The sequence below is a fragment of the Rhizomicrobium sp. genome, from assembly GCA_037200385.1.
Lineage (GTDB): Bacteria > Pseudomonadota > Alphaproteobacteria > Micropepsales > Micropepsaceae > Rhizomicrobium.
Window position 1 is genome coordinate 925744 of record JBBCGL010000001.1, and the last position, 15104, is coordinate 940847.

Sequence of the window (15104 nt, forward strand, 5' to 3'; positions counted from 1 at the left end):
GGCGTCACGGCGGCGCGGCGAGATGATCGATGATCGCATCGCATAAGGCGCCGCCGAGGGCCTTGTCGAACGCGATGAACATGGGCTGGGTGTTGATCTCGAGAAAGCGGTAGCGGCCGGCGCCGTCCAGCATGAAATCGGCCGCGGCGAAATCCAGTTGCAGCGTCTCGCAAAGCGCCAGGAGACCCAGCCCCACCGCCTTGGGCACCTTTGCCGGCTCCAGCTTCGTGTCGTTGTCGTCGCGGTAGTCGACATGCGCCGAGGTCAGCGCACAGCCGAACAGGCGCCGGCCGATCACGAAGACGCGGAGCTCCGGCCGGCCGAGCCTCGCCTGATGGAAATAAGGTCGCCAGCGCGACGGCGGATCGGCCCTGCGCCCCTCGTCCAGCGCCTCCGTCAACTCGCCACCGGCCACCGGCTTGCGGATCGACGCCGTCTTCGTGGGCGGCGGCGCGCAAGCTATCGTCGTCTCGGGTATCCGCAGGCCCGCGGCCCGCGCGGCGTGCAGGTTCTCGACCTTGTTGTTCTCCGCGCCATTGGCGGAGCGGTTGAAGCAGCGTATGGCGGGATCGGCGCAAGCCCAGCCACGCAGGAAATAGAACCAGTTCAGCGCCTCCGCGTGTGCTTCCGCGGGATCGGAATAGCCTTCCAGGAACACGTTGTGCCGGATGAACAGTCCGGTCGGCTTCAAGGATTTGCCGCTCAGCGTCAGGCCGCCGCGCGCGAAATCGTAGACGACGTCCGGCTTCAGCGTCGGCCCGTTGAGGATGTCGGCGAACGCCACGCCGCGCGCCAGCACGCGCCGCAGCAGCCAGCCGATATTCGGATCGTACTGGCCGCCCGCGACGACAAGCATCCGGTGCCGCTATTTCTCGCCGGCGATCTGGGTGATGGGCGGATGTTCCTCGCCATAGATCATGGTCGTGAACACCGTCTCCTCGCCGAGCGCCAGGGTCGAGATCGGCGGCCCCTCTTCGCCCTTCTTCTTCGTCGTCGGGCCGCCGGGCTTGTCCTCGCCGGCGATCTGGGTCGTCACCGGCCCGCTCTCGCCGGCGATCAGCGTGATGGGATGTTCTTCGCCGACGGCGAGCGTGGTGATGGGCGGATGCTCCTCGCCCCACACCAGCGTGGTGATCGGCGGATTCTCCTCGCCATAGGCCAGTGTCGTGATCTTCGCCTTGGCCGCGGCCTTCCCGCCGGACGGCTTTTTCGTCTTCCTCGGTGCCATGTCGTTCCCCTTGAAAAAAGATCAAAACGAAATGAAACAAATCGAGGCGAATTCAAAGCACCCCACGCTACGTACTACGGTCGCATGCGTATCACGGACAATGAATACAGTAAATAACAAGGATCATGTAGATATTAAATCGTATTTACTTTGGATTTCGGCACGGCCGAAAAGATGAACACTGAGCGGTCCGCGACCTGCGCCGGCCGTTTGCGTCGGCGGCGCCTTAGGTTTTGCGCGTTTTGCGCATCTGCGCCGCGACCGCCGCGCCGGCGGCGTCGCCCCGCGCTTCGAGACCGTCCAGCGCACCGGCGAAGTCTTCCGGCTTGAGATTCTGCGACAGCTTGAACTTTCCCGCGAACGACTCGAGCGTCACTTCGAATCCCGCGATCGCGTTCAGCAGCGCGGCCATGCGCGCCTCGCCCACCTTGTCCGCGATCCAGGGCGCCTTCGGCAGCAGCAAGGCTTCTTCCGCCGCCGACAACTCGTCGAGCAATGCGCGCAGCTCCGCCACATCGGTCTTGCGGGCGATGCCTTCGGCCTCGACCGCGCTGTAATTCCACGTCGGCACCATGCCCTGGCTGCGGTACCAATCGGGCGAGACGTAGGCATGCGCGCCGAGGAAGGACAGCCGCAGCCGCGCACCGTCCGCCGCCCGCGCCACCGGATTGCCGGCGGCGAGATGGAAGCGCAAGCGCTGCCCGTCGCGATCGAGCACGACCGGAGCATAGGCGATCGCCACCCGGTCCGCCTGCGCCAGCATCACCACCGCGAAGGGATTGGCGCGGATGAAATCCCGCAGCATCGCGGGATCGTCGACGGCGAAGGCGGGCGGGCGATACATCAATCGGCCCCCAGCAGATAGCGGTCGAGCGCCGGGAGCGCCGCAAGCTCGCGCGTCTCGGGCCGCTGAGCGTAGGCCGCATGGCTTGTATAGCAGGCCAGCAGCGAACGCCGCGGCGCGCCCGTCATGTTGCGCATGCCCGAATGCGCCAGCCGCCCATGGAAGACGAGAACGTCGCCGGCCTGCCCTTCCACGACGATCTGGGCCGGATGATTTCCGTCGGGGTCGCCGAGGCCATGCATGGCGCCGGCGTCGCGGTGCGTGGCGGGAACAAGCCTCGTCGCGCCATTGTGCGGGCCGAACGGATCGAGGAACACCAGCGCGGAGACCATATGCGAGTCCGGATCGTCGTCCGGCCAGTCGCGATGCAGCGCCTGGTAGCCGCCGGCGGGCAGCGGATCGCGGCCTTGCACCGCCGTCAGGAAGAAGCGATGCGGGATCACCCGTGCGACCGCGGCCAGCATCTGCGGCGACAGGCAGAAGCTGCGGGCCTCGGCATCGTTGTCGAGCATCGCATGGCGCAGGCTCCGCTCGCGGGGGACCGGCCATCTGTCGGCGGCGAGGACGCAGGCTTCGAAGCGCTCGCGCAACCTTTCCAGGACGTCGGGCGCCACCGCACCGCGCAGGATCACATAGCCTTGCGCGTCGAGCATCCGCGCATCGGCTTCCATCAGCGAACTCGCCGTCACACCCGCCGCCGCCAGCGCCTCGTCGATCGTCATCGCTCAGACGAGGCCGGTCGTCTCGGGCAAGCCGAGCATCACATTGAGGTTCTGCACCGCCGCCCCCGAGGCACCCTTGCCCAGATTGTCCAGCACCGCGCTCAGCCGCGCCTGCCCCGTCTTTTCGTTCGCGAATACGTAAAGCTTGAGCTTGTTGGTGTTCCTGAGCATCTCGGCGTCGAGCGTCTTGAGCGCCGCGGCTTCTGCCGGACCGGCGACCTCGACGAACGGACGATCCTTGTAGGTGTCGGCCAGCGCGGCCCGGAGGTCGGCGGCCTTCGGTGCGCCGTCCAGCATCCGCAGATGCAGCGGCACCTCGACGATCATGCCGCGATAGAAACGTCCGACATAGGGCGAGAAGACCGGCGGATGCGCGAGCCCGGCCCGTTCCGTCATCTCGGGGATATGCTTGTGCGCCAGCTGCAGCGCATAGGCCCGCGCCACCGTCTCGACATAAGTCGGCGAATCTGGCTTCTCGAACTCCTCGATCATCGTCTTGCCGCCGCCCGAATAGCCCGAGATGCCATGGGCCGTGAGCGGCGTTCCGGCCGGCACGAGTCCGGCGCGCACCAGCGGCGCCACCAGCGCGAGGAATCCCGTCGCCCAGCAGCCCGGATTGGTCACCCGCTTCGCCGCGGCGATGGCGTCGTAATTGCCGGGCGCGAATTCGGGAAAGCCGAACACCCAGCCCGGCGCCACGCGATGCGCGCTCGAGGCATCGATCACGCGCACTTCGGGATTCTCGATCAGCGAGACCGCTTCGCGCGCCGCCTCGTCCGGCAGGCAGAGGATCACCACGTCGGCGGCGTTGAGCGCCGCCGCGCGCGCCGCCGGATCCTTGCGCGCCGCATCGGGGAGCTGCACGACCTGAAGGTCGCGGCGCCCCGCCAGGCGCTCGCGAATCTCGAGTCCCGTCGTGCCGGCGGCCCCGTCGATGAAGATTTTCCTGTTCATGTTTTCTGCTTAGCAGAAGAACCGCCCATCGAACCATGGGCTTGCCCGGCACATCGGGCATGCGCCGTGCTGGCAGCGGCCGTTTGTCCGTGCCAGCCTGCCGCCGCAGCCGGAATCGCGGCTGTAACCATGGGGGAAATAGCATGCAATTCAGCGATCTCTTCAGCTTCGAGAAATTCCTTGCACCGGTGCTCATCAAGGTCGCGTACTGGATCGGCCTGGTGCTGATCGTGCTCGCCACGCTGGCCGGCATGCTCGGCATGAGTCTGATGAGCCGATACACCGGCACTTATGGCGGGCATCCCGGCATCGGCGGCGTCCTTCTTGCGCTGGTCCTGGGCGTGCTGTGGACCATCTTGTGGCGGATCGTCTGCGAGGCCTGGATCGTGATCTTCTCGATCAACGCGCGCCTCGGCATCCTCGCGCACAACAGCCAGCCCAGGCCCTGATAGTCGCCGGGACGGCAAGGCCAGCCCGCCGCTCGGCGGGCTGGCCTCGGCCGCCCATATCAGGCGAAGCCGTATTTCGCTTCCCACGACGCGTCGTCGGTGACGAAGAACACGATCGCCTCGATGAATGCGACGATGCTGGGAATGAAGGTCCAGCAGAACAAGAGATAGAAAATCCCCCACCACTGACCGAGATAGAAACGGTGGACGCCCAGGCCGCCGAGGAACAGCGCGAGCACGCCGGCCACGACCTTGCTCTTGCCCGGACCGCCGCCGGGGGCGCCGCGCTGCCGCGCGCCACAGGACGGACAAGCCGTCGCCGTCTCATGGATTTCCTTGCCGCAGCCCCTGCAATAGACCATTCCCACGACGCCCTCCCGAGTCTCAAGCCCGCGAAACTTATAGCAGCAGCGACCGGCGGCCGCGCATTGTTTTTCCCATCGCCGGCGATCTCTTCCCGAGCACCGGTCAGTTCTGTATTCGGACGAAGATTTTTCTTGCGAATCCAGTATTCGATGGCACCTTAGCCCGTGGGGATCGGGGGGTATCATCATGGACATCAGAGACTATCCAACCAGCCGGCGCGCCGTGCTCGGCGGGCTCGCGGCGCTGGGCGCGGCTCCGTTCGTCCTGCGCGGCGCCTGGGCCTTCGCGACGGATGTCGACGTGATCATCGTCGGCGCCGGCGCCGCCGGCATCGGCGCGGCGATCGCGCTCAAGCAGGCCGGTCTCACCGCGAGGATACTGGAGGCCGACAATCGTATCGGCGGCCGCGCCCTCACCGACACCACGACCTTCCGCGGCAAGGACGGCAAGGCCGTCCCCTTCGACATCGGCTGTGCCTGGATCCACCGCTTCGAGACGGGCGATCCGTTCGCCGACTGGTCGCGCAAGCTGCATTTCGATACCCAGGCGCACGATCTGGGCGTCAACCGCCTGTTCTACGGCAAGACCCCCTATAGCGACCTGATGGTGCGCTTCCTCGACGAGGACGAGGACAAGGCGAAGAAGGCCTTCGCGGGCGCCGGCGACGTGCCCGCCAGCAGCGTCATCACCGATTGGGACAAGCCGATGGACGCGGCGGCGACCTATATGGGGCCGATGGACATGGGCGTCGATTTCGACTCGCTGTCGACCGCCGATTTCACCGCGATGGACGAATACGATCCCAACTATCTGGTGCGCGAAGGCTATGGCACGCTGGTGAAGACCGTGGGATCGCAGAGCGGCCTCGACATCGTCCTGAACGCGCCGGTGACGGCGATCGATACCGGCGGCAGCGGCGTCAAGGTGACGATCGGCGGACGGCATCCCGGCGCGCTGACCGCGCGGGCGGTCATCGTGACGGTGTCGACCGGCGTGCTGGCGTCCGGCGCGATCCGCTTTCCCGCCGGCCTGCCCCCGGCGACGCAGGACGCCATCGGCGATGTGCCCATGGGATTGCTGGCGAAGATCCCGCTGCAGATCCCGGGCATCAGCCATTATCTCGACGGCGTGCAACCCTACTACAACCTGCTGCAGGAGAATGCCGGTCTCGACGACATCTATTTCCTGGCCTGGCCTTGGAACAGCGATCTCATGGTCGGATTCGTCGGCGGCAAGTTCGGCTGGGACCTGTCGCGCAAGGGCCAGGCCGCTGCCATCGCCTATGCCAAGGACAAACTCTCCAACATCTTCGGCAGCGATATCAAGCGCCGCGTGCGGCGCGGGCTGCTGACGCCGTGGGCAACCAACCCGCTGGCGCGCGGCGCCTATTCCGCAGCCAGGCCCGGCAAGCATGCGAGCCGCGCCGTCCTCGCCCAGCCCGTGCACAGCCGCTTGTTCTTCGCGGGCGAAGCGACCGCGCCCGGCGGCATGTTCGCGACCTGCAGCGGCGCCTATAGCGCGGGCACGCAGGCCGCGTCGCGCATTGCGGCGTTGTTGAAGGCAGGCTGACGGGGGCTTTTGCCGCGGCGCGCCGTCCGAGCATCGTCCGTGTAGAGACGGGTCGGCCGGCGCCCGAAGTGCCTTACATCCATTGCAACCAAAGATTGTTCTGCGCGCAGACGTTCGCGCTGCCGCAAAGGACTTGGAGCCTCAGATGAAGGCGTTGTGCGTAATCGCGGTGCTGTAGCCGCTCGTGTCCTTCACGACCGCGACACGGGCACCCAATTGTCGCGCCAGCGCCTCGACGATGCTCGTTCCAAGGCCGAATTTCGGTTTTTCGTCGGACGCCGCGGCGCTTCCACAACCATTGTCGCGGACCGAGACGCGCCACGCGCCGGCACGGCTCTCGAACAAGATGCCGATCCGGCAGTCGGCGTCGTCCGGACCGAAAGCGTGCTTCAGCGCATTGATCACCAGTTCCGTCGCCATCAGGCCGATGCTGACCGCCTCATGCGCCGAAAGCACGCCCGCCTCGGCCTGCACGTCGAGACGGACCGGCTGCGCCTCGTCGACCAGCGACGCTTCCAGGCTCTCGCACAGCGCCGACAGATAAGGGCCGATCTCGACCGGCTCGCCGGTCTGGGACGCCTGCAACTGCTTTTGGACCGCAGCGATCGACATGATCCGGCCATGGGCGTCGCGAAGATGCAGCCGCGCCTCCTCGGACTGCGTCGTGCGCGCGCTCATCAGAAGAATGCTGGCCACGATCTGCAGGCTGTTGCCCACGCGGTGCTGCATCTCCTGCAGCAGCACGTCCTTGTGCTTCAACAGAATCTGCACCTCGCGCTCGGGAACCGGGATCACGCATGCGGTGTTCAGCAACATGCTGCATTCGACGGCAGCGGTGAAAGAACTGTTCATTGGAGCCCTCCAACAGTCGTCATTTCAGGCCGGCGCTACCAATAGTCGGGCGGTCTGTATTTCAGGGCGTGGTTCTCCACGGTCAGTTCGGCGAGCACATGCCGGAGCCGAAGGTTTTCCCGCTCCAGAGTCGCCGCGCTGTCGGCGTGTTTTTGCCGCCTGGCATGCGTTCCATTGCCTTTTTTTGCCTGCCAGAAGAGCACGACGATCGCGATGAGGCCGACGATCCAGTAGAGCGGAGTCATGGCTGTTCTCCCGTGCGACGCCGGACAAGACGACCTTCGTCAGCCTACGGAATGGATTGCTCCGCCGAACCGACATCCGACCCTATGCAGTTCTCGGCATCGCGTCTGGTCAATATAGCTCAATGCGCATAACGTTCCTCGAATAAGATGGGATTCGACATAGTTCGACGGGGACATTTGGAACGATGCTGGGGCGGCCTTGAAAGGAAAACAGGCCCGCGTGACGACGAAGAAGAAACAATCATTCGATCCGCTCACGTTTCTCGCCAAGGCGGGGGTCGGCAGAGTCATGTCCAAATATCGCCAGCACGAGATTCTGTTCTCGCAGGGCGATGCCGCGAACGCAGTGTTCTACATCCAGAAAGGCAAGGTGAAGATCGCCGTGGTGTCCTCGCAGGGCAAGGAAGCCGTCGTCTCGATCCTGGGTCCGGACGAGTTCTGCGGCGAGGGTTGCCTGACCGGGCAGACGCGGCGCATGGCGACCGCCTCGGCGATGACCGATTGCGAGATCATGCGGATCGAGAAAGCCGCGATCGTGCGGGTGATCCATGAGGAGATCACGTTCTCCGAGATGTTCGTGTCGCACATCCTGATGCGCGCCCAGCGCGTGGAGGAGGATCTGGTCGATCAGCTGTTCAACTCGAGCGAAAAGCGCCTGGCGCGTGCCCTGCTCCTATTGGCGAATTTCGGCAAGGAAGGCCGGCCCGAGCCGGTGATCGCCAAGATCAGCCAGGCGACGCTGGCGGAGATGATCGGAACGACCCGCTCCCGCGTCAGCTTCTTCATGAACAAGTTCCGCAAGCTCGGCTTCATCAAATACAACGGCCATCTGGAAATCCACAGCTCGCTGCTGAGCGTCGTCCTGAACGACCAGCCCCGCAATACGGAAGAAGATCCGCGCTGAGTTGCGGACCGGTCCATCCCGGCCGGCATCGACGGGGTGAACAATCACGCCTTACTTCAACGGCAGGAGCAGACGTCACCTGGGTGGCGCGCATTCGCGGGCCATGACAAGTTCTTGGTGACTCCATCTGATCACGACAGTCACTTAGACCGCCTCACAAACCCATCGACCCGTTGCGCGGCTAATGAATGTCGTTCTTGCGATCGTCTTTCCCAGCCATGAAAACCGCGACGACCTTCGCGAATGTCGACACGAAGAAAATGCAAATCATGATTCGGAATGCGAGCGCAGAAACCTGCATCAAGCGCCCCGGATAAATAGGAGGATACAGGCCGCTCGGAACGAAATCGGATAAGCCGAACGGCAACAAATCGATCAGCTGGAGCAGGAGGAATTTGAACGCGTTGGCCAAAGTCGCCGGATAAGACAGCCCGTTTTGCAATGCCTCCGTATAATAGAAGAAAAAGACGGCGCCGCTCGATAGCAAGGTCAGCCCGATGAGGAACGCGATATTCCAGAGCAGGAATTTGATTTTCTCGGCGAAGCTGCCCTTTGCGGCTATCTCTATCGGTTCAGCTATGACGAGGAAATAACCATCGGGAGCTTGCATGCCGTCGCCGCCGCGAAATGGCACAAGGTCTTCCGCTTCGAAAACCGCATATGACTGGCGCACCATGTTTTCGATTTCTCTTGGCGGATGACCCTCACCCTCAAATCGTCGGAAATTGTATTTGTTTCTTGCCGTGTCGGCTTGGATGAGAAACGGTCGCCATGTTGGCCAAGCCTCCTCATCCCCATAAGAGAACAGTTTATTTATGACAAATTGGTCGATGATCGCGCGCCGCCAAGTGAAGACATTGGAATACGTGAAGGAGGCCAGGAAAAAGGCGAAAGTCGCTGCGAGCTGAAGCGATCTCCAAGATATCGGGTCCACATACCCCTTCACGGCGAAGTGAGACAGGTAGAAAAAAAAGCTCAGGCTCATCATGCAAAGGCCGGCCACCACGAACAAATAGAACGCGGCAATTGATCGGCCGGAGAAACCGATGACTGCCGTTTGGCCGAGCATATATCGCCCTCTATGGAGCAAGGGCAGGGAGGAATGTTTGATATATTGCCGACGAAGGATCAGGAGTAACGCGACAGTCGCCAAGAAGGTGCTGGACACCATAATGTAGAAATCGGCTATCGACATTCGTATTGGACCGTCACCAGCACGGGACGATTTCTATATTTTGATGTCCTCTTTGGCAACGCAACCGGTTTCCTGCTTCCGAGCGATGCGTAAGCATGGGATTCTGTCGATGCACGGAACGGGTTGAAACAATATCCGGCATTCTGGCTCGTCATCCCTATGAGCGTCGCCTTTTTTGCGGTCCTTATCGCGGTTGAAGATTGGAGATATGCCCGGGTGCGCCCACCCGAAGCACATGGCAAAACAGCGGCCTACATTTCTGTGGGCCGCTGTTTCTAAACGATAAACTGAACGTTCCGGATCAGCGCTTCGAGAACTGGAAGCTGCGGCGGGCCTTGGGGCGGCCGTACTTCTTGCGCTCGACGGCGCGCGGATCGCGCGTCAGGAAGCCGCCCGGCTTCAGGGCCGCGCGCAGCGACGGCTCATAGGCCACCAGCGCGCGGGAGATGCCGTGGCGCACCGCGCCGGCCTGGCCCGACAGACCGCCGCCGACCACCGTCACCACCACGTCGAACTGCCCATCGCGCGCCGCCGCGATCAGCGGCTGGCGCAGGATCATGCGCAGCACCGGGCGCGCGAAATACACCTTCTCGTCGCGGCCGTTGACCGTGATCGTGCCGCGGCCCGGCTTGATCCAGACGCGGGCGACCGCGTTCTTGCGGCGGCCGGTGGCATAGGCGCGGCCCTTGGAGTCGCGATTGGACTTGGGCGCCTCGCCGGCATCCGCCTTCTCCGGCACCTTCGCCTTGATCAGCGTGGACTTGAGTTCGCCGAAGCTCTTTACGTCTTCCGCCATGAGCCTAGCTCGCCTTCTTGTAGTTGGTGTTCTTGGGATTCATCTTGCCGATGTCGAGGGCTTCGGGCTTCTGCGCCTCGTGATCGTGCGTCGGCCCCGGGAAGACGCGCAGATTGGCGAGCTGGCGCCGGCCCAGCGGGCCGCGCGGCAGCATGCGCTCGACCGCCTTGTGCAGCACGCGCTCGGGGAACTTGCCGCGCATGATCTGTCCGGCGGTCCGTTCCTTGATGCCGCCGATATAGCCGGTGTGGTGGTAGTAGGTCTTGTCCTTCATCTTGTTGCCGGTGAGGACGATCTTGGCCGCGTTGATCACGACGATGTTGTCGCCGCAGTCCATATGGGGCGTGAAGGTGGTCTTGTGCTTGCCGCGCAGGCGCAGCGCGAGGATCGAGGCGAGCCGGCCGACGACGAGACCTTCGGCGTCGACCAGGATCCACTTCTTCTCGATCTCGGACGGCTTGGCCGAGTAGGTTTTCATGAGGGGACCTGTTTGGAAAATGCTGTTCGGGCCGCGCTAATACGTGCCGGCCACGCGGTGGTCAAGCGAAAACCGCGATTTTGCTCGATTTTTCCTATGCGGTATTATAATACCGCTCCCCCGAGGGGCCTTTATGCCGACTCCAAACGAAAAGGCCCGGCGGGGGGCAGCCGGGCCTTCTCTCACAACTGGCTTGGGGGGGCCTACCAGTCGCGTTTGATGTTGAAGTAATTGTACGACGTCTCGCGGATCTTGCCGAAATCGCCATCGCTCTTGGTGAGGTCCTCGAGCCGATAGGTCGGCGCCTTGGAGATCACGTCCTGCGCGACGGGAACGACATAGCCGCCCTTGTCCTTGCTGTAGTCCAGCATCGACCACGGAACCGGAAAGTACTTCTCGCCGACGCCGAGCACGCCGCCCTGACCGAGCGCGGCGAACATGATCTTGTCCGATTGCTTGTCGAGCACGATGTCCTCGACATGCCCGATCTTCTCGCCGGCCTGGTCATAGACCGACGTGCCCTTGACCTTGGAAGCGAGGATTGCGCTGGTGTGGCCACTCGATGTTGTCATGCAGTGTCTCCCTTGGGATGCATGGCGTGAACGCCGCTTCCAACCCTTCGTTCCTGTGCATCGCAGGTTCCGCTGGCGGCGAAGCGGTTCCGGTTCGCGTCGGCGATTTTCGTGCCGCGGCGGGTCTTCGCCGCCGCGACGGCGCCCGCGGGGACGCCGCCGTCGGCGAGACGGACGGTGGCCGCCGGGTGGCGGCGGCGGCGCAAAACACCTATATATCGGTCCATGAACGCTCCGATCTCCGAACCGCTCGTCCTTGCCGCCCAGGCCGAAGGCGTCCTCACCTTGACCCTGAACCGGACCGCCGCGCGCAATGCGCTGAGCCGGGGTTTGATGGCGGCGCTCCAGGCCGCGCTGGAGGATGCCGCCGCCGAGACATCCGTGCGCGTCGTCGTGATCGCCGCCGAGGGACCCGCCTTCTCGTCCGGCCACGACCTCAAGGAGATGACGGCCCACCGCGCCGACGCCGACCAGGGCAAGGCGTTCTTCGCGGCGCTGTTCGCACAATGCTCGCGATTGATGCAGACCATCGTCCGCCATCCCAAGCCGGTGATCGCACAGGTCCAGGGCGTCGCGACCGCGGCCGGCTGCCAGCTGGTCGCGAGCTGCGATCTCGCCGTCGCCTCGTCGACCGCGCATTTCGCGACGCCGGGCGTGAACATCGGCCTGTTCTGCTCGACCCCGATGGTGGCGCTGTCGCGCAACGTGGCGCGCAAGCATGCGATGGAGATGCTGCTGACCGGCGAGATGATCGCCGCCGAGGAAGCTCGCCGCATCGGCCTCATCAACCGCGTCGTCGCGCCGGAAGCTCTCGCGGCCGAGACGCAGGCGCTCGCCGCGCTGGTCGCGACCAAGCCGCACGGCACGCTGAAGCTCGGCAAGGAGGCGTTCTATCGTCAGGTCGAGATGCCGCTGGCTGAAGCCTACGACTATGCCGGCCAAGTCATGACCTTGAACATGCTGGCGGCGGAGGCCAAGGAAGGCATCGGCGCCTTCGTGGAGAAGCGCGAACCGAAATGGCCGGAGTGACGTGAAGGATCCCGTTCTCGTCCCGCTCGCGGTCGTCTTCGTGCTTCTCGGTGCGAGTGCCGTGTATTTCCTGGTGCGCGGCCTTCGCAAGGGTCGCTTCGCGGACCGCTTCGCCATTCTTGCGGCGCACCGTGCCTTGCGGATTCCGAACCGAGCCGTTTCAGAGGGCTACGAGCCGGGCTACAGCTACCGTGACCGCGACGGGGTCGGCTTCTGGCTGGGGGCCGCAGTGCAGGCGTTGATCTTGGTCATCTGCGCGACCATGTTCATCGTGCTGGTGGCCGCGCCCTGATGCCAACCGAATGGCCCGCCTGACGTGAAGGATCCCGTCCTCGTCGCGTTCGCAGCGCTCTTCATGGTTCTCGGCCTGGGCGCCGCATACTTTCTGGTGCGCGGCCTGCGCGACGGGCGTATCGTGCGCCGACTCTACTACCCTTATCCGAAGCAGCAATTTCGGGACAGTCGCGACGTGAACTATGCCTACCGAAGCCACATGCCGGGCCTGTTCTGGACGGAGATCGGCATGCAGGTCCTGGCCGTGGCGGTCAGCATCGTAGTGGTTTTCATTCTAATGACGGCGCCCTGATGCCCCAATATGACGACGCCCTGATCAAATCGATCCTGCGCACGACCAAGACCATCGCGATGGTCGGGGCGAGCGGCAACGACATGCGCCCGTCCTATTTCGCGATGATGTATCTGCTCGCCAAGGGCTATGTCATCCATCCGATCAATCCCTCGCTCGCCGGCAAGACGATCCTCGGCCAGGCCGTCTATGCCTCGCTGAAGGATGTGCCGGCACCCGTCGACATGGTCGACATCTTCCGCGCCTCCGACGCGGCGCCCGGGATCGTGCGCGAGGCGCTGGCGGAAAAGGATCGCCTGGGCATCAAGACCATCTGGATGCAACTCGGCGTGATCAGCGAGGAAGCCGCCGCGCTGGCCCGCGAGGCCGGCCTCACCGTGATCATGGACCGTTGCCCCAAGATCGAGCATGGCCGCTTCTCGGGCGAGATCGGCTGGATGGGCGTGAACCGCAAGGTGATCGACAATCGCAAGCCCCTGCTCTTCGGCAAGGGCGGCTCGCTCAAGCGGGTCTGACACGCCGCACCTTGAAGTGGCGCGCGCAATGCCCACTTGCCATCAGGGTCTCTCTGGAGTGGCAGGATGAAACGCATCGTCGCGGGAATTTCGCTGGTCGTGGTCCTCGTCATGGCGGGTGCGCCGGCCGCGGATGCCAAGGGCTGCATCAAGGGCGCCATCGTCGGTGGCATCGCCGGGCACTATATGCACCACCATGGCCTGATCGGCGCGATGGCTGGCTGCGCCGTCGGCCGGCACCTCGCGGCCAAGCACGACGCCGAACGCAGGGCCGCCCAGCACGGCCATCATTAACTCCTGAGCCGGTGACGGGCTGCGTGTCCGCCGCGGTCTCGCCGTCTTCGTGCTGAAGATCGGCCGGCCGTCCTGGGCCAATGCGGAAGCATGATATGTGCGGCTCCCGCCCATCGCACCCGTGTCATGGTCCCGTTCGATGATCCCCGGAGACGGCTGGCATTCTGACCGGCGTTTGATTTATATCCTACAAGATTGGTAGTGTTTATCGCTTCCCGGAGGTTTTCATGTCCGACGACTATGGCTTCAACACGCTCGCGGTCCATGCCGGGGCTCAGCCCGATCCGGCGACGGGCGCACGCGCCACGCCGATCTACCAGACCACGGCCTTCGTGTTCGAGGATGCCGACCACGCCGCCGCGCTGTTCAATCTCCAGGTCTTCGGCAACATCTATTCGCGCATCATGAATCCGACCAATGCGGTGCTGGAGGAGCGCGTCGCCGCGCTCGAAGGCGGCCGCGCCGCGCTGGCGGTCGGCTCGGGCCATGCGGCACAGCTCATCGCCCTGCATACGCTGATGAGCCCCGGCGATAACATCGTGGCGGCGCGCCAGCTCTACGGCGGCTCGATCAACCAGTTCTCCCAGGGCTTCGCCAAGTTCAATTGGGGCGTGAAATGGGCCGATACGCGCGACCCCGCCTCGTTCAAGGCGCAGATCGACGAGCGCACCCGCGCCGTCTTCATCGAGAGCCTCGCCAATCCCGGCGGCATCGTGAGCGACATCGAGGCCATCGCGGGCATCGCGCACGCCGCGGGCGTGCCGCTGATCGTGGACAACACGCTGGCCTCGCCCTACCTCATCCGCCCCATCGAGTGGGGCGCCGACATCGTGCTGCATTCGGCCACGAAATTCCTCGGCGGCCACGGCAATTCGATGTGCGGCATCATCGTCGACGGCGGCAAGTTCGACTGGGGTAGCGGCAAGTTCCCCACCCTGTCGGAGCCCTGCCCGTCTTATCACGGCATGAAGATGTGGGAGACCTTCGGCGACATGGCCTATGCCATCGCGTGCCGCGTGCTCGGCCTGCGCGACCTTGGGCCCGCCCTGTCGCCGATGAACGCCTTCCTGGTGCTGACCGGCATCGAGACCCTGCCCTTGCGCATGCAGAAGCATTGCGACAATGCGCTCGCCGTCGCGCAATGGCTGCAGCGCCATCCCAAGATCTCCTGGGTGAACTATGCCGGGCTCGAAGGCGACGCGTCCTACGGCCTGCACCGCACCTATTGCCCCAAGGGCGCGGGCGCGGTGTTCACCTTCGGCCTCAAGGGCGGCTACGAGGCCGGCGTGAAGGTGGTGAACGGCGTGAAGCTGATCAGCCATCTCGCCAATGTCGGCGACACCCGCAGCCTGATCATCCATCCCGCCTCGACCACGCATCGCCAGCTCAACGACGAGGAGCGGGTGAAGGCGGGCGCCGGCGGCGACGTGATGCGTCTGTCGATCGGCATCGAGAGCGTCGAGGACATCATCGCCGACCTCGACCAGGCGCTGGCGGAATAGCGGT

General features: G+C 64.3%; 21 protein-coding genes. 9 read left to right on the plus strand and 12 right to left on the minus strand.

What is annotated here, in order from left to right; genetic code table 11:
• Positions 1-4: 4 nt before the first annotated feature.
• From WDM91_04410 to argC, 5 genes are all read right to left on the minus strand, one after another.
• Positions 5-856 carry a hypothetical protein gene (locus WDM91_04410; protein ID MEI9993814.1) on the minus strand — a complete coding sequence of 284 codons (852 nt, stop codon included), beginning with the start codon at positions 854-856 and terminating at the stop codon, positions 5-7.
• Positions 857-865: 9 nt separating this feature from the next.
• A complete protein-coding gene (locus tag WDM91_04415) occupies positions 866-1228 on the minus strand; it encodes a hypothetical protein (protein ID MEI9993815.1) in 363 nt (120 codons plus the stop codon).
• A 226-nt stretch (positions 1229-1454) separates the two neighbouring features.
• A complete protein-coding gene (locus WDM91_04420; GenBank protein ID MEI9993816.1) occupies positions 1455-2072 on the minus strand; it encodes an FMN-binding negative transcriptional regulator in 618 nt (205 codons plus the stop codon).
• Positions 2072-2794, minus strand: a complete 723-nt coding sequence (locus WDM91_04425) for a phytanoyl-CoA dioxygenase family protein (protein ID MEI9993817.1) — start codon at positions 2792-2794, stop codon at positions 2072-2074. The genes WDM91_04420 and WDM91_04425 overlap by 1 nt, the downstream gene beginning before the upstream one ends.
• Before the next feature lie 3 nt (positions 2795-2797).
• Entirely contained in the window at positions 2798-3748 is a 951-nt protein-coding gene (argC, locus tag WDM91_04430; protein MEI9993818.1) for an N-acetyl-gamma-glutamyl-phosphate reductase, read from the minus strand.
• A gap of 143 nt (positions 3749-3891) precedes the next feature.
• On the opposite strand from argC, the gene WDM91_04435 reads away from it, so the two are divergent.
• Positions 3892-4197, plus strand: a complete 306-nt coding sequence (locus WDM91_04435) for a DUF4282 domain-containing protein (GenBank protein ID MEI9993819.1) — start codon at positions 3892-3894, stop codon at positions 4195-4197.
• Between the two features lie 59 nt (positions 4198-4256).
• Here the strand turns inward: WDM91_04435 and WDM91_04440 are convergent, their stop codons facing one another.
• Entirely contained in the window at positions 4257-4559 is a 303-nt protein-coding gene (locus WDM91_04440) for a TM2 domain-containing protein (GenBank protein MEI9993820.1), read from the minus strand.
• A gap of 190 nt (positions 4560-4749) precedes the next feature.
• On the opposite strand from WDM91_04440, the gene WDM91_04445 reads away from it, so the two are divergent.
• The gene (locus WDM91_04445) at positions 4750-6132 is read left to right on the plus strand and encodes an NAD(P)/FAD-dependent oxidoreductase (protein MEI9993821.1); all 1383 of its coding nucleotides are present in this window, start codon (positions 4750-4752) and stop codon (positions 6130-6132) included.
• 141 nt (positions 6133-6273) lie between these two features.
• On the opposite strand, the gene WDM91_04450 is transcribed toward WDM91_04445, so the two are convergent.
• Together WDM91_04450 and WDM91_04455 are read right to left on the minus strand one after the other, a co-directional pair.
• The gene (locus WDM91_04450; protein MEI9993822.1) at positions 6274-6984 is read right to left on the minus strand and encodes a sensor histidine kinase; all 711 of its coding nucleotides are present in this window, start codon (positions 6982-6984) and stop codon (positions 6274-6276) included.
• A 35-nt stretch (positions 6985-7019) separates the two neighbouring features.
• Entirely contained in the window at positions 7020-7229 is a 210-nt protein-coding gene (locus tag WDM91_04455; GenBank protein MEI9993823.1) for a hypothetical protein, read from the minus strand.
• 289 nt (positions 7230-7518) lie between these two features.
• On the opposite strand from WDM91_04455, the gene WDM91_04460 reads away from it, so the two are divergent.
• Positions 7519-8133: a Crp/Fnr family transcriptional regulator gene (locus tag WDM91_04460; protein ID MEI9993824.1), complete on the plus strand. Its 615-nt coding sequence runs from the start codon at positions 7519-7521 to the stop codon at positions 8131-8133.
• Positions 8134-8314: 181 nt separating this feature from the next.
• On the opposite strand, the gene WDM91_04465 is transcribed toward WDM91_04460, so the two are convergent.
• The 4 genes from WDM91_04465 to WDM91_04480 all read right to left on the minus strand — a co-directional run bounded on the left by WDM91_04465 (position 8315) and on the right by WDM91_04480 (position 11174).
• Positions 8315-9202, minus strand: coding sequence for a hypothetical protein (locus tag WDM91_04465; GenBank protein MEI9993825.1), 888 nt, complete (start codon positions 9200-9202; stop codon positions 8315-8317).
• Positions 9203-9629: 427 nt separating this feature from the next.
• Positions 9630-10067 carry a 30S ribosomal protein S9 gene (rpsI, locus tag WDM91_04470; protein MEI9993826.1) on the minus strand — a complete coding sequence of 146 codons (438 nt, stop codon included), beginning with the start codon at positions 10065-10067 and terminating at the stop codon, positions 9630-9632.
• A 61-nt stretch (positions 10068-10128) separates the two neighbouring features.
• Positions 10129-10602 carry a 50S ribosomal protein L13 gene (rplM, locus tag WDM91_04475; protein MEI9993827.1) on the minus strand — a complete coding sequence of 158 codons (474 nt, stop codon included), beginning with the start codon at positions 10600-10602 and terminating at the stop codon, positions 10129-10131.
• A 203-nt stretch (positions 10603-10805) separates the two neighbouring features.
• Complete coding sequence (locus WDM91_04480) at positions 10806-11174, minus strand: PRC-barrel domain-containing protein (GenBank protein MEI9993828.1); 369 nt, start codon at positions 11172-11174, stop codon at positions 10806-10808.
• Positions 11175-11399: 225 nt separating this feature from the next.
• Between WDM91_04480 and WDM91_04485 the strand changes: the two genes are divergently transcribed.
• From WDM91_04485 to WDM91_04510, 6 genes are all read left to right on the plus strand, one after another.
• Complete coding sequence (locus WDM91_04485) at positions 11400-12203, plus strand: enoyl-CoA hydratase (GenBank protein ID MEI9993829.1); 804 nt, start codon at positions 11400-11402, stop codon at positions 12201-12203.
• Position 12204: 1 nt separating this feature from the next.
• Positions 12205-12495 carry a hypothetical protein gene (locus tag WDM91_04490; protein ID MEI9993830.1) on the plus strand — a complete coding sequence of 97 codons (291 nt, stop codon included), beginning with the start codon at positions 12205-12207 and terminating at the stop codon, positions 12493-12495.
• Between the two features lie 24 nt (positions 12496-12519).
• A complete protein-coding gene (locus WDM91_04495; protein ID MEI9993831.1) occupies positions 12520-12789 on the plus strand; it encodes a hypothetical protein in 270 nt (89 codons plus the stop codon).
• Positions 12789-13304 (plus strand): CoA-binding protein, encoded by a 516-nt coding sequence (locus WDM91_04500; protein ID MEI9993832.1) that lies wholly within the window; start codon positions 12789-12791, stop codon positions 13302-13304. Before WDM91_04495 ends, WDM91_04500 begins: the two co-directional genes overlap by 1 nt.
• A gap of 66 nt (positions 13305-13370) precedes the next feature.
• On the plus strand, positions 13371-13598 hold the full coding sequence (locus tag WDM91_04505; GenBank protein MEI9993833.1) for a hypothetical protein: 228 nt from the start codon (positions 13371-13373) through the stop codon (positions 13596-13598).
• Positions 13599-13825: 227 nt separating this feature from the next.
• A complete protein-coding gene (locus WDM91_04510) occupies positions 13826-15100 on the plus strand; it encodes an O-acetylhomoserine aminocarboxypropyltransferase (GenBank protein MEI9993834.1) in 1275 nt (424 codons plus the stop codon).
• The last annotated feature ends 4 nt before the right edge of the window (positions 15101-15104 follow it).

Excerpts from the sequence above, each read along its gene's own strand:
- WDM91_04410 (MEI9993814.1), bottom strand. The coding sequence starts at position 856 with ATGCTTGTCGTCGCGGGCGGCCAGTACGATCCGAATATCGGCTGGCTG.
- WDM91_04415 (MEI9993815.1), bottom strand. The coding sequence starts at position 1,228 with ATGGCACCGAGGAAGACGAAAAAGCCGTCCGGCGGGAAGGCCGCGGCC.
- WDM91_04420 (MEI9993816.1), bottom strand. The coding sequence starts at position 2,072 with ATGTATCGCCCGCCCGCCTTCGCCGTCGACGATCCCGCGATGCTGCGG.
- WDM91_04425 (MEI9993817.1), bottom strand. The coding sequence starts at position 2,794 with ATGACGATCGACGAGGCGCTGGCGGCGGCGGGTGTGACGGCGAGTTCG.
- argC (MEI9993818.1), bottom strand. The coding sequence starts at position 3,748 with ATGAACAGGAAAATCTTCATCGACGGGGCCGCCGGCACGACGGGACTC.
- WDM91_04435 (MEI9993819.1), top strand. The coding sequence starts at position 3,892 with ATGCAATTCAGCGATCTCTTCAGCTTCGAGAAATTCCTTGCACCGGTG.
- WDM91_04440 (MEI9993820.1), bottom strand. The coding sequence starts at position 4,559 with ATGGTCTATTGCAGGGGCTGCGGCAAGGAAATCCATGAGACGGCGACG.
- WDM91_04445 (MEI9993821.1), top strand. The coding sequence starts at position 4,750 with ATGGACATCAGAGACTATCCAACCAGCCGGCGCGCCGTGCTCGGCGGG.
- WDM91_04450 (MEI9993822.1), bottom strand. The coding sequence starts at position 6,984 with ATGAACAGTTCTTTCACCGCTGCCGTCGAATGCAGCATGTTGCTGAAC.
- WDM91_04455 (MEI9993823.1), bottom strand. The coding sequence starts at position 7,229 with ATGACTCCGCTCTACTGGATCGTCGGCCTCATCGCGATCGTCGTGCTC.
- WDM91_04460 (MEI9993824.1), top strand. The coding sequence starts at position 7,519 with ATGTCCAAATATCGCCAGCACGAGATTCTGTTCTCGCAGGGCGATGCC.
- WDM91_04465 (MEI9993825.1), bottom strand. The coding sequence starts at position 9,202 with ATGCTCGGCCAAACGGCAGTCATCGGTTTCTCCGGCCGATCAATTGCC.
- rplM (MEI9993827.1), bottom strand. The coding sequence starts at position 10,602 with ATGAAAACCTACTCGGCCAAGCCGTCCGAGATCGAGAAGAAGTGGATC.
- WDM91_04480 (MEI9993828.1), bottom strand. The coding sequence starts at position 11,174 with ATGACAACATCGAGTGGCCACACCAGCGCAATCCTCGCTTCCAAGGTC.
- WDM91_04485 (MEI9993829.1), top strand. The coding sequence starts at position 11,400 with ATGAACGCTCCGATCTCCGAACCGCTCGTCCTTGCCGCCCAGGCCGAA.
- WDM91_04500 (MEI9993832.1), top strand. The coding sequence starts at position 12,789 with ATGCCCCAATATGACGACGCCCTGATCAAATCGATCCTGCGCACGACC.
- WDM91_04505 (MEI9993833.1), top strand. The coding sequence starts at position 13,371 with ATGAAACGCATCGTCGCGGGAATTTCGCTGGTCGTGGTCCTCGTCATG.
- WDM91_04510 (MEI9993834.1), top strand. The coding sequence starts at position 13,826 with ATGTCCGACGACTATGGCTTCAACACGCTCGCGGTCCATGCCGGGGCT.